This window comes from Mesorhizobium sp. WSM3862, from assembly GCF_002294985.1.
Lineage (GTDB): Bacteria > Pseudomonadota > Alphaproteobacteria > Rhizobiales > Rhizobiaceae > Mesorhizobium.
On the sequence record NZ_NSGE01000013.1, the window covers coordinates 68722 to 88566 of the forward strand.

General features: G+C 64.2%; 18 protein-coding genes. 6 read left to right on the plus strand and 12 right to left on the minus strand.

Annotation, left to right across the window (positions count from 1 at the left end):
* Positions 1 to 46: 46 nt before the first annotated feature.
* Positions 47 to 1120: a LacI family DNA-binding transcriptional regulator gene (locus tag CK224_RS27830; RefSeq protein WP_095784000.1), complete on the minus strand. Its 1074-nt coding sequence runs from the start codon at positions 1118 to 1120 to the stop codon at positions 47 to 49.
* Between the two features lie 138 nt (positions 1121 to 1258).
* Between CK224_RS27830 and CK224_RS27835 the strand changes: the two genes are divergently transcribed.
* A complete protein-coding gene (locus CK224_RS27835) occupies positions 1259 to 2290 on the plus strand; it encodes a hydroxyacid dehydrogenase (RefSeq protein ID WP_095784001.1) in 1032 nt (343 codons plus the stop codon).
* 226 nt (positions 2291 to 2516) lie between these two features.
* The gene (locus CK224_RS27840; RefSeq protein WP_095779425.1) at positions 2517 to 2822 is read left to right on the plus strand and encodes a hypothetical protein; all 306 of its coding nucleotides are present in this window, start codon (positions 2517 to 2519) and stop codon (positions 2820 to 2822) included.
* Positions 2823 to 2914: 92 nt separating this feature from the next.
* Here CK224_RS27840 and otsB read toward each other — a convergent pair whose 3' ends face one another.
* The 11 genes from otsB to CK224_RS27895 all read right to left on the minus strand — a co-directional run bounded on the left by otsB (position 2915) and on the right by CK224_RS27895 (position 15830).
* Positions 2915 to 3697 carry a trehalose-phosphatase gene (otsB, locus tag CK224_RS27845; RefSeq protein ID WP_095784002.1) on the minus strand — a complete coding sequence of 261 codons (783 nt, stop codon included), beginning with the start codon at positions 3695 to 3697 and terminating at the stop codon, positions 2915 to 2917.
* Positions 3694 to 5487: a trehalose-6-phosphate synthase gene (locus CK224_RS27850; protein WP_095784003.1), complete on the minus strand. Its 1794-nt coding sequence runs from the start codon at positions 5485 to 5487 to the stop codon at positions 3694 to 3696. Before CK224_RS27850 ends, otsB begins: the two co-directional genes overlap by 4 nt.
* A gap of 188 nt (positions 5488 to 5675) precedes the next feature.
* Positions 5676 to 7838, minus strand: a complete 2163-nt coding sequence (locus CK224_RS27855) for an amylo-alpha-1,6-glucosidase (protein ID WP_095784004.1) — start codon at positions 7836 to 7838, stop codon at positions 5676 to 5678.
* Positions 7839 to 7879: 41 nt separating this feature from the next.
* Complete coding sequence (locus tag CK224_RS27860; protein WP_095784005.1) at positions 7880 to 8938, minus strand: glycosyltransferase family 4 protein; 1059 nt, start codon at positions 8936 to 8938, stop codon at positions 7880 to 7882.
* Positions 8939 to 9030: 92 nt separating this feature from the next.
* Positions 9031 to 9801 carry an L-iditol 2-dehydrogenase gene (locus CK224_RS27865; RefSeq protein ID WP_066992171.1) on the minus strand — a complete coding sequence of 257 codons (771 nt, stop codon included), beginning with the start codon at positions 9799 to 9801 and terminating at the stop codon, positions 9031 to 9033.
* 39 nt (positions 9802 to 9840) lie between these two features.
* Positions 9841 to 10599, minus strand: a complete 759-nt coding sequence (locus tag CK224_RS27870) for a glucose 1-dehydrogenase (protein ID WP_095784006.1) — start codon at positions 10597 to 10599, stop codon at positions 9841 to 9843.
* A gap of 40 nt (positions 10600 to 10639) precedes the next feature.
* The gene (locus CK224_RS27875) at positions 10640 to 11368 is read right to left on the minus strand and encodes an SDR family oxidoreductase (protein ID WP_095784007.1); all 729 of its coding nucleotides are present in this window, start codon (positions 11366 to 11368) and stop codon (positions 10640 to 10642) included.
* 22 nt (positions 11369 to 11390) lie between these two features.
* Positions 11391 to 12644 (minus strand): ABC transporter permease, encoded by a 1254-nt coding sequence (locus CK224_RS27880; protein ID WP_095784008.1) that lies wholly within the window; start codon positions 12642 to 12644, stop codon positions 11391 to 11393.
* A complete protein-coding gene (locus CK224_RS27885) occupies positions 12641 to 13453 on the minus strand; it encodes an ATP-binding cassette domain-containing protein (protein ID WP_066992159.1) in 813 nt (270 codons plus the stop codon). Before CK224_RS27885 ends, CK224_RS27880 begins: the two co-directional genes overlap by 4 nt.
* Positions 13454 to 13650: 197 nt before the next feature.
* Entirely contained in the window at positions 13651 to 14718 is a 1068-nt protein-coding gene (locus CK224_RS27890; protein ID WP_095784009.1) for a sugar ABC transporter substrate-binding protein, read from the minus strand.
* Positions 14719 to 14945: 227 nt separating this feature from the next.
* The gene (locus CK224_RS27895; RefSeq protein WP_095784045.1) at positions 14946 to 15830 is read right to left on the minus strand and encodes an AraC family transcriptional regulator; all 885 of its coding nucleotides are present in this window, start codon (positions 15828 to 15830) and stop codon (positions 14946 to 14948) included.
* Between the two features lie 273 nt (positions 15831 to 16103).
* On the opposite strand from CK224_RS27895, the gene CK224_RS27900 reads away from it, so the two are divergent.
* The 4 genes from CK224_RS27900 (at position 16104) to CK224_RS27915 (ending at position 19838) form a co-directional block, all read left to right on the plus strand.
* Positions 16104 to 16706, plus strand: a complete 603-nt coding sequence (locus CK224_RS27900) for an ANTAR domain-containing response regulator (RefSeq protein WP_066992153.1) — start codon at positions 16104 to 16106, stop codon at positions 16704 to 16706.
* Positions 16703 to 17935, plus strand: a complete 1233-nt coding sequence (locus CK224_RS27905) for a CmpA/NrtA family ABC transporter substrate-binding protein (protein WP_095784010.1) — start codon at positions 16703 to 16705, stop codon at positions 17933 to 17935. Before CK224_RS27900 ends, CK224_RS27905 begins: the two co-directional genes overlap by 4 nt.
* Before the next feature lie 358 nt (positions 17936 to 18293).
* A complete protein-coding gene (locus CK224_RS27910) occupies positions 18294 to 18473 on the plus strand; it encodes a hypothetical protein (protein WP_095784011.1) in 180 nt (59 codons plus the stop codon).
* A gap of 63 nt (positions 18474 to 18536) precedes the next feature.
* On the plus strand, positions 18537 to 19838 hold the full coding sequence (locus tag CK224_RS27915; protein ID WP_095784012.1) for a nitrate/nitrite transporter: 1302 nt from the start codon (positions 18537 to 18539) through the stop codon (positions 19836 to 19838).
* The last annotated feature ends 7 nt before the right edge of the window (positions 19839 to 19845 follow it).

Sequence of the window (19845 nt, forward strand, 5' to 3'; positions counted from 1 at the left end):
TGCCTCGGCCAGGGCCGGCACTCCTCTTCGTTTTCGACAATGGGGGTTATTGTCGGTCTCCTCCCCCGGAATGCGGGACGCTGCCTGGCGAGCCAACGGATTCCCGCATGAACACCTTGCAAGGTTCGAGCCGCGCCCTCGGCGGACCGCGCTCGCCTCCGATCCTGCGAAACAAAACCTCCATTGCGTTGGCGGCGATCTCGCGCACCGGCTGCACCACCGCGGCGATCGCTGGCCACGTCACCTGCATCCATTCGGCGTCGTCGAAGCCGACCAGCGAGATGTCGTTTGGGCAATGCCAGCCGCGCCGCCGAAATTCCGAAAGCGCCACCAGCGTGCCCTTCAGAAAGAGCGAATAGACCGCCGTCGGCCTGTCGCCGCCGTCTTCCCGCTGGCTGAAATAATCGCGAAGCAGCGTCCGCAAGGGCCCGACATCGCTTTCGCAGAGTACGACGTCGACCCTGATGTCGGGCGCAAGCTCAACTGCCGTCTTGCGAAACCCTTCGAGCCGGGCGCGCACGGTCGCCGCCTGCTGGCCGAGACCGACCACAAGAACATGGCGATGGCCCTGGCTGACCAGCGCGCGCGCCACTTCGGCGCTTGCCGCCGCGCTGTCGGCCGAAACCGTGTCGAAGGCGTCATCGGCAAGCACGCGGTCAATCAGCACCCCTGTCATGCCGTTCGCTTTCATGAAACCGGCCGCCGGTCCGTGCTCGTTTCGCACCGGCGCCAGTACGACGCCGGCAACGCGCCAGTCATGCATGCGGGCGAGGATCTCCTTCTCACGTTGCTCCGATTCCCGGCTGGAGGCGGCGACCAGCGTATAGCCGCGCTGCTCGGCGAGGCCTTCGAGCTCGCTCACCATCTGGCCGAAGAACTCGCTTTCGAACTCGGGCATGATGGCGCCGATGATGCGACGCTTGGCCCTGCGCATATCCGAGGCGAGCGGATCGACGCGGTAGCCCAGAAGCTCGACGGCATCGAGGACGCGCTGCGCGTTTTCCGGTTTTACCGTGGTGACGCCGGAAAGAACCTTGGAAACAGTGGCCGCCGACACGCCCGCCTGGCTTGCCACATCGTGGATCGACGCGCGCCGCTGCTGGGCCTGCTGTTGCGCCATTAATCTTCTCCCGGAGGCGAGTGGTCGCCCTCTCGTTAACATAATCGATAAATCGATTTTTCGCTGTTGTAAATCGTTTCATCGGGAGTAAAAACGCTGATATGATTGGTGCGATCCAATCGCGCCGGGAGGAAAATCATGTCCAACAAAGCCTCGCCGCTGGTAATCAGCGCACCCGAACCGCGCACGCTCGACCTGATCTTCACGCCGCCGCAGTTGGCGCGCTTCCGCAAAAGATATCGCATCGTCGAGACAACGCCGGAAGGCGTCTCGGAGTTGCCGACAGATGTGCTGGCCGAAGCCCGCTACATCGTCGGCCAGCCGCCGATCACCCCTCAGACGCTGGAGAGGTTGAAAGCGCTGCGCTGCATCTTCAACGTCGAGACCAATCTCATCAACAACATTCCCTATGAGACGCTGTTTGCCCGCGGCATTCACGTCGTCACCACCGGCCTGGTGTTCGCGGAGCCGGTGGCGGAACTGGGCCTTGCCATGGCGCTAAACCTGGCGCGCGGCATCGTCGATGCCGACCTCGCCTTCCGGCAAGGCAAGGAACTATGGGGCGGTGACGGCAACCAGACGGCGCGACTCCTCTCAGGTTCGGATGTCGGCATCATCGGCTTCGGCGATCTTGGCCGCGCTCTCAATCGGCTGCTGACCGGCTTCCGAACGCGCACTAGGGTCTTCGATCCCTGGCTACCGCCTTCCGTGCTGGTGGAGCATGGCGTCGAGCCGGCCTCGCTCGAAAGGGTGCTGTCGGAAAGCGATTTCGTTTTCGTCGTCGCCTCGGTGACCAGCGAGAACCAGGGTTTTCTCGGCGCCGACGCTTTCGCCAAGATGCGCCAGGGCGCCGCTTTCATCCTGCTCAGCCGCGCCGGCGTCGTCGATTTCCCGGCGCTGATGGAAGCGGTCAAAAGCGGCCATGTCGTTGCGGCCAGCGACGTGTTTCCCGAGGAGCCGCTGGCGAAGGACCATCCGGTGCGCTCGCTTTCCGGCTTTCTGCGCTCAGCCCACCGCGCCGGCGCGCTCGACGTTGCCTTCAAGCGCATGGGCGACATGGTGCTGGAGGACATGGACCTCGTCGACCGCGGTCTGCCGCCGCTGCGCTCCAAGCGCGCCGAGCGCGAGACCGTTTCACGGATGCGCTCCAAGCCGGTCGACAGGAACTGATCGCCCCTCGTCGCCTGGAACGTAACATTCCTGCTAATGATTGCCGCCCGTGGTGTAGTGCAACCAAACTTAACGGCCGGATCACGGAGAGTTTTCGGCCCTCTCGGTACCATTTTTCTTCAGAATTTTTTTCTGCATTTCACGGGAATAGAGGAACTTTGATCCGGACCTTCCGTTGATGACACGATCGTTTCTCGAACGATCCGGAGAAACAGGAGGTTATGTCATGAACATCAAGATGATCTGCCTTGGCGCAATGACCCTTTCGATGGTTGCCGGCTCGGCTCTCGCCGCTGGCGAAACCGGCACGTCGGCGCTGGATGACCCGGCCAAGATGCAGCCCTTCTACACCGACTCCAGCATGAAGACGATGGTCAGCAAGGACGCGTTCGTGAAGGCGTGGAAGGCAATGTCGCCGGAGGACCAGACCGCGATGATGACGGCTTGTGAGGACGAGGCCAAGAACGCCAATGCAGCCAACAGCCATCCGGAGTTCTGCAGCAGCGTCAAGGAGAACGGCGGCAGCAAGTAACCAATCAGTGCAGCTACCGGCAAAACGGCCCCGTTGTGGGGCCGTTTTTGCGATCCCAGACGAAGGACCGCGACGCACTTTTCCCGAGATGATCAGGCAACCAGATCGCTGCGGTCCGTCTGTTCGAAGCCGTCATTGAAATTCGCCGCGAGCCAGGCGATCGCGCTGGCGACATCGGCGATGGCGAAACGCGCCGCGGTCTCGCCCTGCGGTCTCACGCGGATCGAGATCCCGCCCGCGGCATTGACGGTCTCAAAACCGTTTTCGTCGGACGTGTCGTCGCCGAGGAATACCGGACGCCGTCCGGTGAAAGGTTCAAGCTGCATGAAGCGCCGGATTGCGGCGCCCTTGGCCGCCTCTAGCGGCATCAGTTCGACACCGGCATTGCCGGCAATTACGCGGTAGCCTTTCGGCAGCCGGGCAAGTGCTGTCTCGACCAGCTCCGTCGCGCGGGCCAGCAATTGCGGCGCTGCCCGCGTGTGGATGGCGAGCACCGGCCCCTTGCGCTCGACATAGACGGCCTTGCTTGCCAGCTCCAGCTCGATTTCGTCGGCAAGTGCGGCCATATCCGCCGGCTCGTCGGCGGCCTCGATTTGTCCGTCCGGTGTCAGCCTGTGCTCCAGCCCGTAGAGGCCGGCGATCCGCAGCTTCAAAGGCTCGAACAGCCGGTCGACGGCCGCGATAGAGCGGCCGGTGATGAAAGCCAGCGCTCCATCCAGCCGGTGCTCGACCGCTTGCAGCAGCAAACGCAACTCCGCGCTGACCGCGACGCTATCTGGATGGGCGGCGTGCTCGAGCAATGTGCCATCGATATCGAGGAAGAGCGCCCACCGGCCTTCGGGGAGCGGTGGGGTCAAATCTGCCTGGATGTTCATCGGAATCCGACTGCCTGTTTGCGTTCGAAGATAGAGACGACATTGTCGCCGTTGGTGTTTGCCGAGCGGTCGGACAAGGCCGTGACGCGGTCGAGCTCGCCGCGCTTCCTCAATCGCGCCGCGTCGAGCAGCATGCTGCCGGCCCAGCGATAGACATTGTTGTCGCGTACGATCTCGCGCATGCGGCGCATGCGCTCGCGCTGCTCGTCGGGCCCCATGACCAGCGCCTGCCGCATGGCTTCGCTCATCATCGCCGCGTCGTAAGGATTGACGATCAGCGCCTCGAGCAGTTCGCGCGAGGCGCCGGCAAACGTGCTGAGCAGGAGCACGCCCTCTTCGTCATCGCGCGCGGCAACGAACTCCTTGGCCACGAGGTTCATGCCATCATGCAGGCTGGTGACGAGGCAGATGTCGGCCGCGCGGTAGATCTTGTAGACGTCCTTCTGCGAGTGATGCTCGGCCACGAGCACGACCGGACGATAGCTGCCGTTGCCGTAGCGCTCGTTGAGTCCCTCGGCGAGCCGCTGGCATTCCTCATGCAGGTGCTTGTAGGCCGGCAATGTGCCCCGGCTCGGTGCGGCGACCTGCAGGAACACCGCCTTGCCGATCATTTCAGGGTAGCGGATGAACAGTTCCTCCAGCGCATGGAAGCGGTCGAGAATGCCCTTGGTGTAGTCGAGGCGCTCGACACCGACGCACAGCTTGGCGTCGGCTGGAATCCCGAACCGCTCGCGGATTTGCGCGCGGCATTCCTCGACCGGCGGCAGGCTCTTCAGGAGCTGCACAGGCCATTCGATAGAGATCGGGTAGGCGTGGACCAAAGTCGTCTGGCCGCCATAGGACACCGCGGCATCCGCCCGTTCGATCCGGCTCTCCATGAAACGGTCGACGCTCTCGGTGAAGTTGTTGGCATGGAACTGGGTGTGGAAGCCGATGATCGAGCTGCCCAGCAGCCCATCCAGGATGCGCTCGCGCCACGGACAGATGCTGAACACTTCCGAATTCGGCCACGGGATGTGCCAGAAGGTGATGACAATCGCCTCGGGCAGGCGCTCGCGGATCATGCGCGGCAGCAGCGCGAAATGATAATCCTGGACCAGCACGATCGGCCTCTCGTTGCGCGCCTCGGCAACCACCGTTTCGGCGAATTTGCGGTTGACGGCCTCATAGGCCGCCCAGTCCGACTCGCGGAAGATCGGCCGGGTAAAGGCTATATGGCAGAGCGGCCACAGCCCTTCATTGGCGAAGCCGAGATAATAGCCCTGATATTCCTCATCGGTCAGCCAGACCCGGCGCAGGGCATAAGATGGATTTTCGGGCGGCACCTGTACCCGGTCATGACGGTCGACGACCTGGCGATCCGCGCTTCCGCCGCCATAGGCGATCCAGGTGCCGGCGCAGGCGCGCGTGATCGGCTCCAGCGCCGAGACCAGTCCGCTCGCCGGTACGACGAGCTCGACATCGCCGTTCTCGTCCTCATTGTGGATGTAGGGCTCGCGGTTGGAGACGACGATGACCTGCGCGTCCGGCAGATCCTCGTCGAGGATCTTGCGCAGCGTCTCCGGTGACCAGGTGACGAGGGCGGCGTCGACCGACTGCCCGTTCTTCTCGAATTCGCGCAACACCTTTCGCGCGGCTTCCGATGCGACGTCCTCGCCCGCACCGGGCGTGTTCACAGCCGTTGCATGCTGGTGACGGTGCCTGGTTATTGAGACGAAGATCGCGAGAGCGCTGAGTCCGAGACTAGCTAGGATAAGGACCCACAAGAGGTCGACGCCATACTGTGCCATTGATGCCAGGTTGCCTCCGGCTGTCCGCTATTTTGTTTTCGTTCTTGCCGGCTGCGGAGAGGTGTGCCGGTTCCGGTTTGCAAACGCATAGGGCGCTCGTCGGTTCCGACATTTTTCGACTGCCGGATGCATTTGCGGAACTCCGCTCTCGTAACGGTTTTCCGCCCGGAATTGCGCAAACGACCCGCCTAAGTCCGCACAATCAGCGGCACCAGGCCCTCATGCCGATCGGCGAGGAAGGCAACGACGCGGTCCCCGACACGCTGGAAGGTGAGGTCGATAGTCTTATCGCCGACGGACAGATGCCTGAGCGTGAGCGTGTCGATACCGATGGGCATCCTTGGGCGAGTGACGCGCAGCTCGCCTTTCCAGCCGTCGATTTCCAGACCGAGGCAGGCCTGCATCAGCATGAAGGTGGAGCCTGCCGACCAGGCCTGCGGCAGACAGGCGACAGGATAGGCGATCGGCGCCTCGCCTGGCGCCCGGGTGAAGCCGCAGAACAATTCCGGCAGCCGCATGTTGAAGTGCACGGCCGACTCGAAAGTGCCGCTCATCAGCCGCACGACACTTTCGCGCTCGCCATAGCGCGACAGGCCGACACCGCAGAGCGCCGTGTCGTGCGGCCAGATCGAGCCGTTATGGTAGGACATTGGATTGAAGAAGATCGCGTCGTCTGCAAGCGTCCTCAGTCCCCAGCCGGAATGGAAGGAAGCCGACAGCAATTGATCGGCGACAATCTTGGCACGCTCCGGCTGCGGCAGCCCGGCATAGAGCAGATGCCCCGCATTTGACGTTCGCACCTTGCAGGGCTGGCCTTCGCCGTCGATCGCGATGGCGTAGAAGTTTAGATCCTCGATCCAGAAGTCACGCTCGACGGCGATCCGCATTTCCTCGGCGCGGTTCTCCCAATGTTCGGCATCGGCAAACTCGCCGCGGCGGCGTGCGAGCGCAGCAAGGCCGCGATAAGCGGCAAAGACATAGCCTTGCACCTCGACCAGCGCGATCGGTCCTTTGGGCATGCGGCCATCGGCATGGAAGACCGAGTCGACGCTGTCTTTCCAGCCCTGGTTGGCGAGGCCGGACTCCGCCGCGCGTTGGTAGGCGACGAAACCCGTTGCCCGGCTTGCCTCTTCCGTCCACTCGGCGGCCGCCTTGAGCGATGGCCAGAGCGTGTCGATGAAGGCCATGTCGCCGGTGCGGTCGGCATAGGCGCAGGCGAGATGAATGTAGAGCGGGGTCGTGTCGACGCCGCCATAATAGCGGCCGAAGGGAAGCTCGCGCAGCGCCGCCATTTCGCCCTTGCGCGTCTCGTGCATGATTTTGCCTGGCTGGGAATCGATGAAGGGCGACGTCTCCGTCGCCTGATGTTCGGCAAGGAACGCCAGCACGCCGCGCGCGAGACCCGGATTGAGCCACAGCATCTGCAAGCCGGAGATCACGCCGTCGCGGCCGAAGGCCGTGGAGAACCACGGGATGCCGGCATAAGGATAAGGCCCGGTAGGAAGCTCGGTGGTAAGCAACGCGACATCCGCGCGGGCGCGCTCGACCCAATCGTTGAAGACGCGACCGGAGCTGTGGACCGTGGCGCCATGCCGGCGCTTGGCGCGCATGGCAAAACGCGCGCGTGCGGCAGCGGCCCGGAACCGGTCGCGATTCGGCGTTTCGGCAACTTCCGGGCCCACCTCGACATAAAGCACCTTGCTGCTGCGCTTGGTCACCGCGATCAGGAAGTCGGCACGACTGTCGCTCAGTTGGTCGGGAGCTTGCGAGAAGGAGATTGCCGACTGGCGCGGCAGGCCGTCGAGACCGTCATAGCCGAGCATAACGGACGCCTTGTCGGTCTTCGCCAGATGGACCGTTCCACGTTTCGGCCGTGTCGAGCCACGCACCTCGAACATGTCGCGGAAGTCGGCGGCGAAATGCAAGGAGATGGCGATGGTCGAATGCTCGCGGCTGTAGTTGGAAAGCGTGATGCGATCGAACAACCTGTCGTGCCAGATCAGCCTGACGCGCTCGATATGGATCGCGCCTTGCGGAATGTCGCGGCCGGCGGCGCTCTGAATCGGCAAGTTGGTCAGGTTGCTGGTGAAGAGAACATTGTCCTGGCTGAGCGAGGCGCCGAGCAGCGACATCGGCCTGCCGCCGATCGTCAGGCGGAACTCGGAAAGAACGCGGGTGTCGTCGCGAAAGAAACCGTCGCCGGCGCCCCTGATGTCACCATAGGCGTCGGTGACCGCGAAACAATCGCCCTGTTTGAGCGCGAACAGCCGGTGCGGCTCCCGCGGCGCCGTTTCGTCGAGCGAGGCAAGGGCTACGGCGGGATCGAGCTTGCGCTCGTCGAGCTGCGTCATTCGTCACCTCTTCGCTTGCCCCGCCCAAAAGAGAATGCCGATCAGGAGGCTCTCGCTTCCTGGATGCCGATCAGGCGCATATAGGCGGCAAGATAGTCGCGCGCCATCCTGGTGGCTGAAAACCGCTTTTCGAAGACCGCCCTAACCTGCCGTCGGTTAAGTTCGAGCAGGGCCGGCGTCACAGCGACCGCATCATCGACAGAGTCCACGACAAAGCCGGTCACGCCCTGGTCGATGAGCTCCGGCAGGGCGCCGCAGTTCCAGGCGATTACCGGCGTGCCGCAAGCCATCGCCTCGATCGGCGCCAGGCCGAACGGCTCCGGCCAGTCGATGGGAAACAGCAGGCCCGCGGCATTGCCCAGAAACTCGGCCTTCTCGTGTTCCGCGATCTCGCCGACATAGTCGACCCGGTCGCCGTCGATGAGGGCCTCGATCTCGTCGTGAAAATAGGCGCGATCGTCATCGCCGATCTTGGCCGCCAGCTTAAGCTTCAAACCGGAACGCCGCGCGATCTCGATCGCTCGATCCGGGCGCTTGTCGCGAGACAGCCGGCCCAGGAAAGCCAAATAGGGTTCCTCGGCCGAGGGATTGTAGGTGGGCTGATACGCATCGACCGGAATCCCGTGATGGATCGTTGCCAGCCAGTTGGCGTCGGGCAATCCGCACTTCTGGCTGTGCGAGATGGAGATCATCGGAAAGCGCGGGAAGCGCTTGTAGGCCGGCGCCAGGTCGACATAGTCGAGCCGGCCATGCGGGGTCGTCACCGTTCGCCCCGCCATGTGTTCGAAGAATGGAAAATGCACGAAATGGCTGAGATGGAAGTGTATGACGTCGAACTCGTCCGCACGCTCGCGCACCTGGCAAAGCATCGCCATATGCGCCGCAATCTCGGACTTTTTCGGCCGCGGATCGAGACGAATCGCCTGGTCGCGGCCGGGCACCAGCCGCGCAGAGGTCTCACTGTCGCCGCTGGCGAACAGGGTCACGTCGTGCCCGACTTCCACCAGCGCTTCAGTGAGATAGGACACGATCCGCTCGGTGCCGCCATATAGTTTCGGCGGCACGGATTCATAGAGCGGCGCGACATGAGCGATGCGCATGGTTCCCTCAAACGTTGATGGGAACCAAAATGCGTCAGCCGCCAGATCGTTCCTGCCCGATTGTCGCAGGCGAGGCCTCGAGCTTCGGCCAATCAACTCATCCAGTTGCCGCCGTCCACATTGAGCGTCTGCGCCACGACGTAGTCGGCCTCGCTCGATGCCAGGAAGACGGCCGCACCCCGGTAATCGTCGGGATCACCCATGCGCCCCGCCGGCACCGCCAGCCCGACCTGCCGCTTCTTCTCGCCGATCGGCAGGTTCTCGTAGCGCGCGAACAGCGCGTCGACCTGGTCCCACATCGGCGTGTCGACCACACCCGGCGCGATGCCGTTGACGTTGATGCCGTGCTTGATCAGCGCAAGGCCGGCCGACTGCGTGATGCTGATTACGGCGGCCTTGGTGGCGCAGTAGACGGCGACCAGCGCCTCGCCGCGCCGACCCGCCTGCGAGGCCATGTTGATGATCTTCCCCTTGCGCCCCTGGGCGACCATACGCTTGGCCACCGCCTGCAGAGTGAACAACAGCCCTTTCACATTGACCGAGAATTGCAGGTCGAAGCTTTTCTCCGAAATCTCGAGAAGCGGCCCCATGTCGAAGACGGCGGCATTGTTGACCAGGATGTCGATCCCGCCATGCGTCCTCGTCACCGAAGCGACCATCGCCTCGATCGAGGCGAGGTCGCGCACGTCGAGTTGCAGAGCGGTAGCTTTGCCTTCGAGCTCGCGCGCAAGCGCTTCCGCCTTGCCTAGTGCCATATCGGCGATCACGACATGGGCGCCTTCGGCGGCGAAACCGCGCACGATGGCTGCGCCGATGCCTTGCGCGCCGCCGGTGACGACGGCGACCTTGTCCTTGAGTTTCATGGCAATTCTCCTGTCTCAGCGCCCTGGCTCAGCGCCATCTCAGCGTGTGGTATAGCCGCCGTCGATGACCAGCACCTCGCCGGTGACGTAGCTCGAGGCGGGAGAGCACAGGAAAAGTGCGGCCGCCGCAACTTCTTCCGGCTGGCCGACGCGGCCCATCGGCGTCATGCCGCGCCAGATCGGGAACCATTCCGGATTCTCGATGCCGCCGCGCGAAAGGTCCGTTTCGATATAGCCGGGCGCGACGGCGTTGACGCGAATGTTATCGACCGCCAACTCGCTGGCGAGGCTCTTGGTCATCATATGCACCGCCGCCTTGGAACTGTTGTAGGCAACCTGGTTCTGGGGAATGTTGGAGACGATGCCGGAAATCGAGCCGACATTGAGGATCGCGCCGCCTCCCCGGCGCCGCATCGGCGCCAGCGCCGCCCGGCAGCAGCGGAAGACGGCATCGACATTGATCGCCATCGTCTGCCGCCAGATGCCCTCCGGATAGTCGCCGCTGTCGCCATGGATGGCGATGCCGGCGCTGTTGACCAGGATGTCGAGGCGGCCGGCCTTGGCGAGCGTGTCGGCGACCAGCCTGTCCGGCGCTTTCTCGTCCAGCATCTCGGCGGCGTGAAAGTCGAAGGCGAGGCCCGCGAGTTCCTGCCGCGCTTCATCCTTCATCGTCCGGCCCGCAACGACGACGCGTGCGCCGGCTTCGCCGAGCGCCTTCGCGATGGCGAGGCCGATGCCGCGCGTGCCGCCGGTCACCAGCGCGACCTTGTCGTCCAGTCGGAAGCGGTCGAAGATCATGGCGGCGGTTCCGTTCTGCGAGGGCCGGTCGGCGAGCCGCTCAGATGTCCACGCTCTGCGGCAGGATGACGAGGTCGCGAATGGTGATGTTGCGCGGTCGCGTCAGCATGAACAGCACGGCGTCCGCCACTTCCTTCGCCTCCATCAGGCTGCCGGCGGCGAGCGCTTCTTCCATCTTGGCCTTTGGCCAGTCGCTGAGCAACGCCGTCACCACCGGACCGGGAGCGACCGCACCGACGCGAATGCCGTGCTTCAGCACCTGGCGCCGGACCGTATGGACGAACGCCTGCACGGCGAATTTCGAAGCGGTGTAGATCGGCTCCCAGACCACCGGAACGAAGCCGGCCACCGAACTGGTGACGATGATGTCGCCGCTCTGCTTTTCGATCATGTGCGGCAGCACGGCGTGCACCGTGCGGAACACGGCGTTGACGTTGAGGTTGAGCATCCTATCCCACTGATCGGGGTCGCCCGATGCCACCTCCCCGCCGACATAGGCGCCGGCATTGGCATGGAAGATGTCGAGCTGGCCCGCTCTTTCGAGGATCTCGGGCATCATGCGGTTGACGCTCGCCGGATCGAGCAGGTCGGTGACCACCGCATAAGCATTGTCGCCGAGCTCCGCGACAAGTTCCTGAAGCCGGTCCTCGGCCCGGTCAACTAGGAAGACCTTTGCGCCGGCGGCGAGCATGGTGCGGGCGCATTCCAGCCCGATGCCCGAGGCAGCGCCAGTGATTGCGGCAACCTTGCCGGAAAGACTTTCAGACATTGCGATCCTCTTCGATAGGCCGTCAGGCGCGGCCGTGTGAGACACGCGAGCGGCGGGCGAGAGAATCGACGATGACCGCGATCGCCAGCACGCAGCCGGTAATCATGTACCGGAGCGAGGATGACAGATCGAGCAGCGTCAGGCCGCTTGCGATGGATTGGATGACGATGATGCCGAGCAGCGCCGAATAGGCGCTGCCCCGGCCGCCGAACAGACTGGTGCCGCCGATGACGGCCGCCGCGATGGCGTTGAGATTGACGTCGCCGGTGCCGGCCTGCTGGCTGGCGGTTGCCAGGCGTGCTGCCGAGAGCAGGCCGCCCGTCGCCGCCAGCGTGGCGCAGAGCGCGAAGGCGCTGGCGTAGATCAGCCGGACGTTGATGCCGGCGCGACGCGCCGCTTCGCGGTTGCCGCCGACAGCGGTCATCGAGCGGCCCCATTGGGTGCGCTTTAGCGCATAGTTCATCGCCACGACCAGGCCGACGAACAACGCGAACATCCAGGGCACGCCGCGCGACAGACTGAGGTAGTAAGCCACCAGTTCGAGCGCGACCGTGATCGCGACGGCCTGGAGCAGCAGCCCGCCGAGCGAACGCGATGACAGGCCGGCGGCCTGGCGGCGTTGCGCCTTGCGATAGCCGAGAGCCAGGGCAAGCACGCCGGGCACGACGGCCAAAGTGTGCGACACCCAGTGCGGCATCACGAGGAGCTGTCCGAAATTCACCAGCGGCGAATCGTAAGGCAGGTTGATCGAGCCCGTCGGGCCGAGGATGTAGAGCTGCAATCCCAGGAAGGCGAGCAGGCCCGACAGCGTCGAGACGAAGCTTGGCATGCCGAGCCTGTTGAGCAGTAGCGCGTAGACGCAGCCGGTCACGAACCCGACCGCCATCGCCGCCAGCATGGCAAGCGCGACCGGCCAGCCCCACTGCACCCACAGCACGCCGAGCAGCGCGGAGGCCAGGCCGCTGACGGACCCGACGGACAGGTCGATCTCGCCCACCATCAGCACGCAGACGATGCCGAGCGAGATGATGCCGACCGTCGAGCAGTCGAACAAAAGATTGACCAGATTGTTCGGCGACAGGAATACCGGGTTGAGCGTCTGGAAGATGGTGCAGATCAAAACCAGCCCGACAACCACGGGCAGCGAGCCGAGATCGCCGGAGCGGACGCGGTCGAGGAAGCCCCTGATGGCGCCCTTGGCGCCGCTGCGATCCTTCAGCCGTTCGTCGCTGCGATCGAGCAGCGCGCCGGGATTGCGGTCGGACGCCGTGGTCATGGCTGTTCTCCTTGCGCTTTCTCGGCCGTGCGCCTGCCGCGCCGCGAGACCGCATTGTCGTCGGCGCCGGTGATCGCCGTGACCAGCTCCTGATTGGAGGCGCCGGGCAGGAAGATGCCGTTGTTGCGGCCGAGCCTCAGCACCACGATGCGGTCGGCCACGGCGCGCACGTCCTCCATGTTGTGGCTGATCATGACGACGCCCAGCCCGCGATCCCGCACGCGCTCAATGAGATTCAGCACTTCAGCGGTCTGCGCGACGCCCAGTGCGGCGGTGGGCTCGTCGAGGAGGATCACGCGCGGCTCCATCAGCAGCGAGCGGGCGATCGCCACCGTCTGCCGCTGCCCGCCCGACAGCGACGCCACCGGCTCGCGCACGCTGGGAATCCGTGCCGAGAGCTCGTTGAGCAGTGTCCAGGCGCGGACCTCCATCGAGACCTCGTCGAGGCGAAGCGGATGAAGCTCGCGGCCGAGAAAGATGTTGGCCACGACGTCGAGGTTTTCGCAGAGCGCGAGATCCTGGAAGACGGTGGCGATGCCGAGCTTCAGCGCCGCGGCGGGATTGGCAAGCGTCACCGGCTGGCCGTCGAAAGTGATCGAGCCCGAGCTCGGCATATGCGCGCCGGCCAGGATTTTCACCAGCGTCGACTTGCCGGCGCCGTTGTCGCCGACCAGGGCTACGATTTCCCCGGCATTGATGTCGAGATCGACGTCGGTGAGAGCCGACACCGCGCCGAAATTCTTCGAGATGCCGCGCAGGCTAAGCACCGGCGGACGGCTCGTCGTGGGCGGTGCGTCGGGTATTGCCATTGCGTGTCTCTCTTCCCGCGTTTTGGTCGATCTGTCCGGCCGCCAGGAGGGAGCGGCCGGACACACCCGGCTTCTCAGCCCTGACGGGCAGCCGAGCATATCGCAGGCGACGCGGCTGCGCCGCATCGCTGTTGGAGACGATACGGCTCCGCCGCCTCGCTCCTCGAAGACGATGCACCCTTGGGCCGCATCGCTCCTTATTGAATGCCGAGCTTCTTGCAGCCTTCGGCGTAGCGGTCGGTGCAGAGCTGGGCTGCGGTCTGGATCTTCTTGTCGATGATTTCGGCCTTCAAATTCTCCTGCGTCACCACCGCCGGCACGAAGAGTTGCGAGGGCGTATCGTACAGCGTTGTCTCGGCTTTCGGAGTCTCGCCCTTGAGAAGCTGCACAGCAACGTTTGCCGCCGCCGCGGCGACGATTTCGCTCGGCTTGGAGATAGTGTTGTACTGGTCGCCGGCAATGATGAGCTGCAAGGCGGCGATCGTCGCGTCGTTGCCCGTCACCGGCGGCACCGGATCGACGCCGGCTGCCTTGAAGGCGGCAATAGCGCCGCCGCCCGTGCCGTCATTGGCGGCGACCACGCCGACGATCTTGTTGCCGAAGCGCGAGATCTGTCCGGCCGCCCATTGCTGGGCATTCGAAGGCGCCCAGTTCGGCGTGTCAAACTCGGCGAGCGTCTTGTAGCTGCCGGTCTTGAGACCCTCATGGATGCCGTCCTTGATCAGGCCCGCCGCGGCGTCGGTCGGCGAGCCGTTGATCTGCAGCACGCCGAAGTCGCCATCGCTCGACACCCCCTTGGCCTTGAGATGCTCGACCAGCGAGGCGGCAATCGCCTTGCCGATGGCCTTGTTGTCGAACGACACATAGAAATCGGCCTTCGCCGTGGGGATCGGACGGTCATAGGCGATCACCTTGACGCCCTGAGCCTGCGCATTGTGCACCAGCGAGGCCGCCGCCGCCGAATCGACCGGGTCGAGCACGACAACCTTCGCGCCCTGGGTGATGACGGAGTTGAACTGCTGCTGCTGCTTGGTGACGTCGGCGTCGGCATTGAGATAGAGCACCTTGCAGCTGTCGCAAAGCTTCTTCATTTCAGCGACGAAGCCCGGATGATCATGCTCTTCGTAACGCGTCGAGCCCTGGTCGGGCATCAGGAACGCGACCGTGGAGCCGGCGATATCCTGCGCATTGGCAAAAGTCGCCCCAAGAGCGAGGCTCGAGACGGCCATCGCGGCTGCTGTCAATCTGGACACGTATCTGGACATAAGGTCTTCTCCAATTCCCATTGTGTGATCTAAACGGACTTCGACATCGAGCCGCGGATGCTGCTCGCGCGCCCGATTGGAAGTCCAGTGAACTCGTGCAGCAGCCTCACGGCTTCCTCCCGCTGGCATGACACGAGGAAATACTCGTCCATCGCTGGTTCGCTTGCGCGACCCACCGCTTCGTCCTGGTTCTTGTCTAAGGCTTGTTTCTCCTCCCGAACTCCTTTCTATGCGGCGCGCGCGGCCGCGAAATTATCCGCAACCAATCTCCTGAACTGCGAAGGCGGCATGCCCTTCTCGGCCAGGAATTGGCGATTGAAGTTCGACAGATTGTTGAAGCCGACCTCGAAGCAGATGTCCGAGATCTGAGCCTCTTCGTCGCTCATCAGGATCTGGCAGGCGAGGTTGATGCGCAGCCGCTTGATGTACTGCAGCAGCGACATGCCGGTATGCTTGCGAAACGAGCGCGAGAAGGCGCTCGGCGTCTGTCCCGCGATTGCCGCCAGATCGCCTTCGTTGAATTGCTGGGTCAGGTTCTCGCGGATATAGGCGAGCGCCTGGTTCATGCCGGCAGACATGTATCCGGACGGGTCCGGCAGATAGTTCTCGCTGGCGAGCACGCGCGGCGCAGTTTCGCGGCTCAGCGCTTCCATGATCGACATGAACAGGCTGATCCGGTGAACGCCGTAAGCATGCGTGATCTCTGCCAGCAACGGCATGACCGCCCTGCTCACGCTGGCGCTGAACAGGACGCCGCGCCGCGCGAGCTCGAGCAGTGGCGAGACCGCGCCAAGCTCGGGAAAAGTGGCGATCGCGCCGCCGATGAATTCCTCGCTGAACTGGACCAGCCTGCAGCGCAGCGGAACTGACTGACCTTCCGGAACCTCGCTGATCCAGTTGTGCGGCAGGTTCGGACCGGTGAGAACGAGGTTGCCGACCTCGAACTCGCCGATGAAGTCGCCGACGAAATAGCGGCCCTTGGTCGCCACGATCTGGTGCAGTTCGTATTCCGGATGAAAATGCCAGCGCACCGTATGGTAGGGATAGCCATGCCACCTCACCGCGAACGACTCGCCAGGCCTTATCTGTATGACTTCCAGATCGGGTCCCATCGATTCCTCCCGCAGGCTGTGCCAGCCTTCGAACCGCGGCCGTTTGTTCCGGCTCATCTAGGGTCAGGATAGCGGCGGCCAAGGATGTCCGCCACCTCGCCACGCCGCGCCTACTGATACGTTTTTGACCTTTTTGGCCCAGCGAAAAACCTCCCTTCGAAAATTAGAAGCTTCGAATATCGGCGACTGGCCCGCGGCCTTTGGGCGTGGGAAAGTCGCCGCGGACCACGCTATCGCATTGCACAATTCCGGCCGGGCTGCACAATAGGAAGCATGTCCGCTGGTTCGTTGACCATCCTTGTTATCGACGAGAACCGCATCCGCGCCTCGATCATCGAGGCCGGATTGCGGGACGCCGGCCATCGCCATGTCACCGTTGTTCATGACGTGGCCGGCATTGCCAAGCGCATCGCCGAGATCGAGCCGGATGTCATCGTCATCGATCTCGAAAACCCCAACCGCGACATGCTTGAGAACATGTTCCAGCTTTCGCGAGCAGTGAAACGGCCGATCGCTATGTTCGTCGACCGCTCCGACCGGGCCTCGATCGAGGCGGCGGTCGAAGCCGGCGTGTCCGCCTATGTGGTCGACGGGCTGAAGAAGGAGCGCATCAAGCCGATTCTCGACATGACGATCAGCCGCTTCAACGCCTTCTCGCGCATGGCGCGCGAACTGGAGGAGGCGCGCAGCGAGCTCGAGAACCGCAAGGTCGTCGATCGCGCCAAAGGCATATTGATGAAATCGCGCGGCTTGAGCGAGGAGGCCGCCTACGCGCTTCTGCGCAAGACCGCCATGAACCAGAACCGCAAGATCGCCGACATCGCCCAGAGCCTGGTGACGGCGGCGGGATTGCTGGGACCGCTGGAGGGCGAATGAGCAAGACTGCGGCGCACGAGATCACCGCCGGCTTCATGCCGCTCTTCGACAGCGCCGTCCTTGTAGCGGCCGGCGAGATGGGCTTTGCCGCCCGCGAAGGCATCGAGCTCAAGCTGCATCGCGAGACCTCGTGGGCCAACATCCGAGACCGCATCGCCATCGGCCATTTCGATGTGGCACATATGCTCGGGCCGATGCCGCTCGCCTGCAGCCTCGGCCTCACGCCGCTTGCCTCGGAGACCATAGTGCCCTTCTCGCTCGGGCTTGGCGGCAACTGCGTCACCGTCTCCAATGTGGTGTGGCAAGGCATGGCGGCGCACGGGGCTGCGCCCGATCTCGATCCGGCGCGCGCCGGGACGGCGCTTGGCGCTCTGATCCGCGAGCGGGCGGCCGCCGGCCGCGAGCCTTTGCGTTTCGCCGTCGTCCATCCGCATTCCGGGCATAATTACGAGCTGCGCTACTGGCTCGCCGCCTGCAGCATCGATCCCGACCGCGATGTCGAGATCGTCATCGTGCCGCCGCCCTTCATGGCCGATGCGCTCTCCGCCGGCCGCATCGACGGCTATTGCGTCGGAGAGCCCTGGAACAGTGCCGCCGTCGCCGCCGGCACCGGCCGCATCGTCACCGTCAAGGCGCTGCTGTGGCGCAACAGCCCGGAAAAGGTGATCGGCGCGCGCAGAAGCTGGGCCGAGGAAAACCCCGACGCGCTGGCGGCGCTGCTGAGAGCGCTGCATCACTCCGCGCGCTGGTGCCAGGATCCGGTGAACCGCGGCGCGCTGGCCGCGCTGATGGCCAAGCCTGCGTTCCTCGGGCAGCCGGAGGCGATCCAGATGCCGGCACTCACCGGGCGACTTCAGCTCGGCGGCGGCCCGGAGCGCAGCGTTGAGGCTTTCTTCCTGCCCTTCGACAAGGCGGCGAACTTTCCCTGGAAGAGCCATGCGCTCTGGTTCTACACGCAGATGGTGCGCTGGGGACAATTGCCGCATACGCCGCAAAACCTGGCGATCGCCCGCGACTGCTACCGGCCCGATCTCTACCGCTCGGCGCTGAAGCCGCTCGGCGTGGCCCTGCCCGGCGCCAACGCCAAAGTGGAAGGCGCGCTGAAGACCGCGACGCCGGTCGGCTCGGCCGGGGCGAGCCTTGTGCTCGGCCCGGACGGATTCTTCGACGGCCAGATCTTCGATCCCGATCGGATCGATGCTTACATCGCGGCCCAGAATCGCGACTGATCTTTTGCGCGCCATTCTTGTGCATTGCACAAAATTTGTGCGCCCTGCCCACTCCGTTGATCAACGTTTGACCGTGTCTCGGCCCGGCCGGGCCGGTGCCTGAAGCGCCTACCGCTTTGATTTTTCTGGAAATCCGTCTTCCACGCAAAACTGGCACGCTTCGTGCTTTAAGATAATCGCGCCCCTCGCGGGCAATAGAACAGGCGTCCAATGGCGGGCGCCACAGGCAAAGCTGCCGCTCAGGTCGACGCGCGATCCCGGATGTACGGACGCGACAGGCCTGGTCGGCAGCTTTTTTGTTTTGGACCGAAACGCAATCGAAGGCGCCGATCCCAGGCGGCGCCGAACGGAGACGACGATGACGAAACGGATCGGAATTGGCGCTTCCCTGAAGGATTTCACCCGCCGCGATTTCCTGGCGAGCAGCATCCTGACGGCGGTGCTGTTCGCCGCCGCGCTTCTGCTGTTTCCCACCAATCACGACAGAGAGGCCAAGGGTCCGCAAGTGACCGCGCAGGTCCCAGCCTCGGCGCACTGACCGATGCCGAGCCTTTGATCAACACAACACGCGGTGCCTCCCACGCCGCAAACGGAGCCGACCATGACCGCAAACCTCCAAGCCGCGCCCAGTCAGGACAGTAGCTCCCGGCAGGCGCTCCTCATCTCCACCATCGCCTTCACCGTCTGCTTCGCGGTGTGGACGATCTTCTCCATCATCGGCGTGCGTATAAAGCAGGAGCTCGGGCTGAACGAGACCGAGTTCGGATTGCTGGTCGGCACGCCGATCCTCACCGGCTCGCTCGTGCGCATGGTGCTCGGCGTCTGGACCGACCGCTACGGCGGCAGGCTGGTTTACACCATGACCATGCTCGCGGCCGCGGTCGCGACCTTCCTGCTCGCCTTTGCACATACCTATGAGCAGATGCTGGTGGCGGCGCTCGGCGTCGGGCTTGCCGGCGGCTCCTTCGCGGTCGGCGTCGCCTATGTCTCGCGCTTTTTCCCCGCGCGCAAACAAGGCACGGCTCTCGGCATCTTCGGCGTTGGCAATGTCGGCGCCGCGGTCACCAAGTTCCTGGCGCCGCTCGTGCTGATTGCCTGGGGCTGGCAGTCGGTCGCGCTGATCTGGGCCGCGGCGCTGGTTGTCATGGCCGGCGTGTTCTGGTTCACGACCAGCGACGATCCGGTCATCCGCGAGCGCCGCGCCGGTAAGGCAGTACCGGCGAGAAGCTTCTGGCAGGAATTCGCGCCGCTGAAGAACCTGCAGGTCTGGCGCTTCGCCTTCTACTACTTTTTTTCCTTCGGTGCGTTCGTGGCGCTGTCGCTCTGGCTGCCGCGCTATCTGATCGGCGTCTATGGCTTCGGCATCGCCACCGCCGGCATGATCGGGGCCGCCTACTCGATCCCCGCAAGCATTTTCCGCGCTTATGGCGGCGTGCTTTCCGACCGCATCGGCGCCCGTACCGTGCTCTATTGGACCTTCACCGTCTGTGCCGTCGCGACCCTCGTTCTGTCTCTCCCCTCGGCAGATTACGTCGTGCGCGGCATCAGCGGGCCGATCCCGTTCCATGTCGAGATCGGCCCGCTCGCCTTCATCGCCGTCGCCTGCGTGCTCGGCTTCTTCATGAGCCTCGGCAAGGCCGCCGTCTACAAGCACATCCCCGTCTACTACCCGCAGAGCGTCGGCGCGGTCGGCGGGGTGGTGGGCATGATCGGCGGCCTCGGCGGCTTCATCCTGCCGATCGCTTTCGGCGCGCTCAACGACCTCACCGGCGTCTGGTCGAGCTGCTTCATGCTGCTCTTCGTCATCGTGGTCTCGTGCCTTCTCTGGATGCACGCCACCATCCGCCGGATGGAGCGCGCGGCCGCCGTAAAGCCCGCGCCCCTCACCTACGCCGCCGAATAGATCGAGG

Coding starts and splice junctions, on each gene's coding strand:
- CK224_RS27865 (WP_066992171.1), bottom strand. CDS start 9,801: ATGAAACTCAAGGACAAGGTCGCCGTCGTCACCGGCGGCGCGCAAGGC.
- CK224_RS27830 (WP_095784000.1), bottom strand. CDS start 1,120: ATGGCGCAACAGCAGGCCCAGCAGCGGCGCGCGTCGATCCACGATGTG.
- CK224_RS27855 (WP_095784004.1), bottom strand. CDS start 7,838: ATGACGCAGCTCGACGAGCGCAAGCTCGATCCCGCCGTAGCCCTTGCC.
- CK224_RS27850 (WP_095784003.1), bottom strand. CDS start 5,487: ATGGCACAGTATGGCGTCGACCTCTTGTGGGTCCTTATCCTAGCTAGT.
- CK224_RS27900 (WP_066992153.1), top strand. CDS start 16,104: ATGTCCGCTGGTTCGTTGACCATCCTTGTTATCGACGAGAACCGCATC.
- CK224_RS27910 (WP_095784011.1), top strand. CDS start 18,294: ATGACGAAACGGATCGGAATTGGCGCTTCCCTGAAGGATTTCACCCGC.
- CK224_RS27905 (WP_095784010.1), top strand. CDS start 16,703: ATGAGCAAGACTGCGGCGCACGAGATCACCGCCGGCTTCATGCCGCTC.
- CK224_RS27880 (WP_095784008.1), bottom strand. CDS start 12,644: ATGACCACGGCGTCCGACCGCAATCCCGGCGCGCTGCTCGATCGCAGC.
- CK224_RS27885 (WP_066992159.1), bottom strand. CDS start 13,453: ATGGCAATACCCGACGCACCGCCCACGACGAGCCGTCCGCCGGTGCTT.
- CK224_RS27915 (WP_095784012.1), top strand. CDS start 18,537: ATGACCGCAAACCTCCAAGCCGCGCCCAGTCAGGACAGTAGCTCCCGG.
- CK224_RS27860 (WP_095784005.1), bottom strand. CDS start 8,938: ATGCGCATCGCTCATGTCGCGCCGCTCTATGAATCCGTGCCGCCGAAA.
- CK224_RS27835 (WP_095784001.1), top strand. CDS start 1,259: ATGTCCAACAAAGCCTCGCCGCTGGTAATCAGCGCACCCGAACCGCGC.
- CK224_RS27870 (WP_095784006.1), bottom strand. CDS start 10,599: ATGATCTTCGACCGCTTCCGACTGGACGACAAGGTCGCGCTGGTGACC.
- CK224_RS27840 (WP_095779425.1), top strand. CDS start 2,517: ATGAACATCAAGATGATCTGCCTTGGCGCAATGACCCTTTCGATGGTT.
- CK224_RS27895 (WP_095784045.1), bottom strand. CDS start 15,830: ATGGGACCCGATCTGGAAGTCATACAGATAAGGCCTGGCGAGTCGTTC.
- CK224_RS27890 (WP_095784009.1), bottom strand. CDS start 14,718: ATGTCCAGATACGTGTCCAGATTGACAGCAGCCGCGATGGCCGTCTCG.
- otsB (WP_095784002.1), bottom strand. CDS start 3,697: ATGAACATCCAGGCAGATTTGACCCCACCGCTCCCCGAAGGCCGGTGG.
- CK224_RS27875 (WP_095784007.1), bottom strand. CDS start 11,368: ATGTCTGAAAGTCTTTCCGGCAAGGTTGCCGCAATCACTGGCGCTGCC.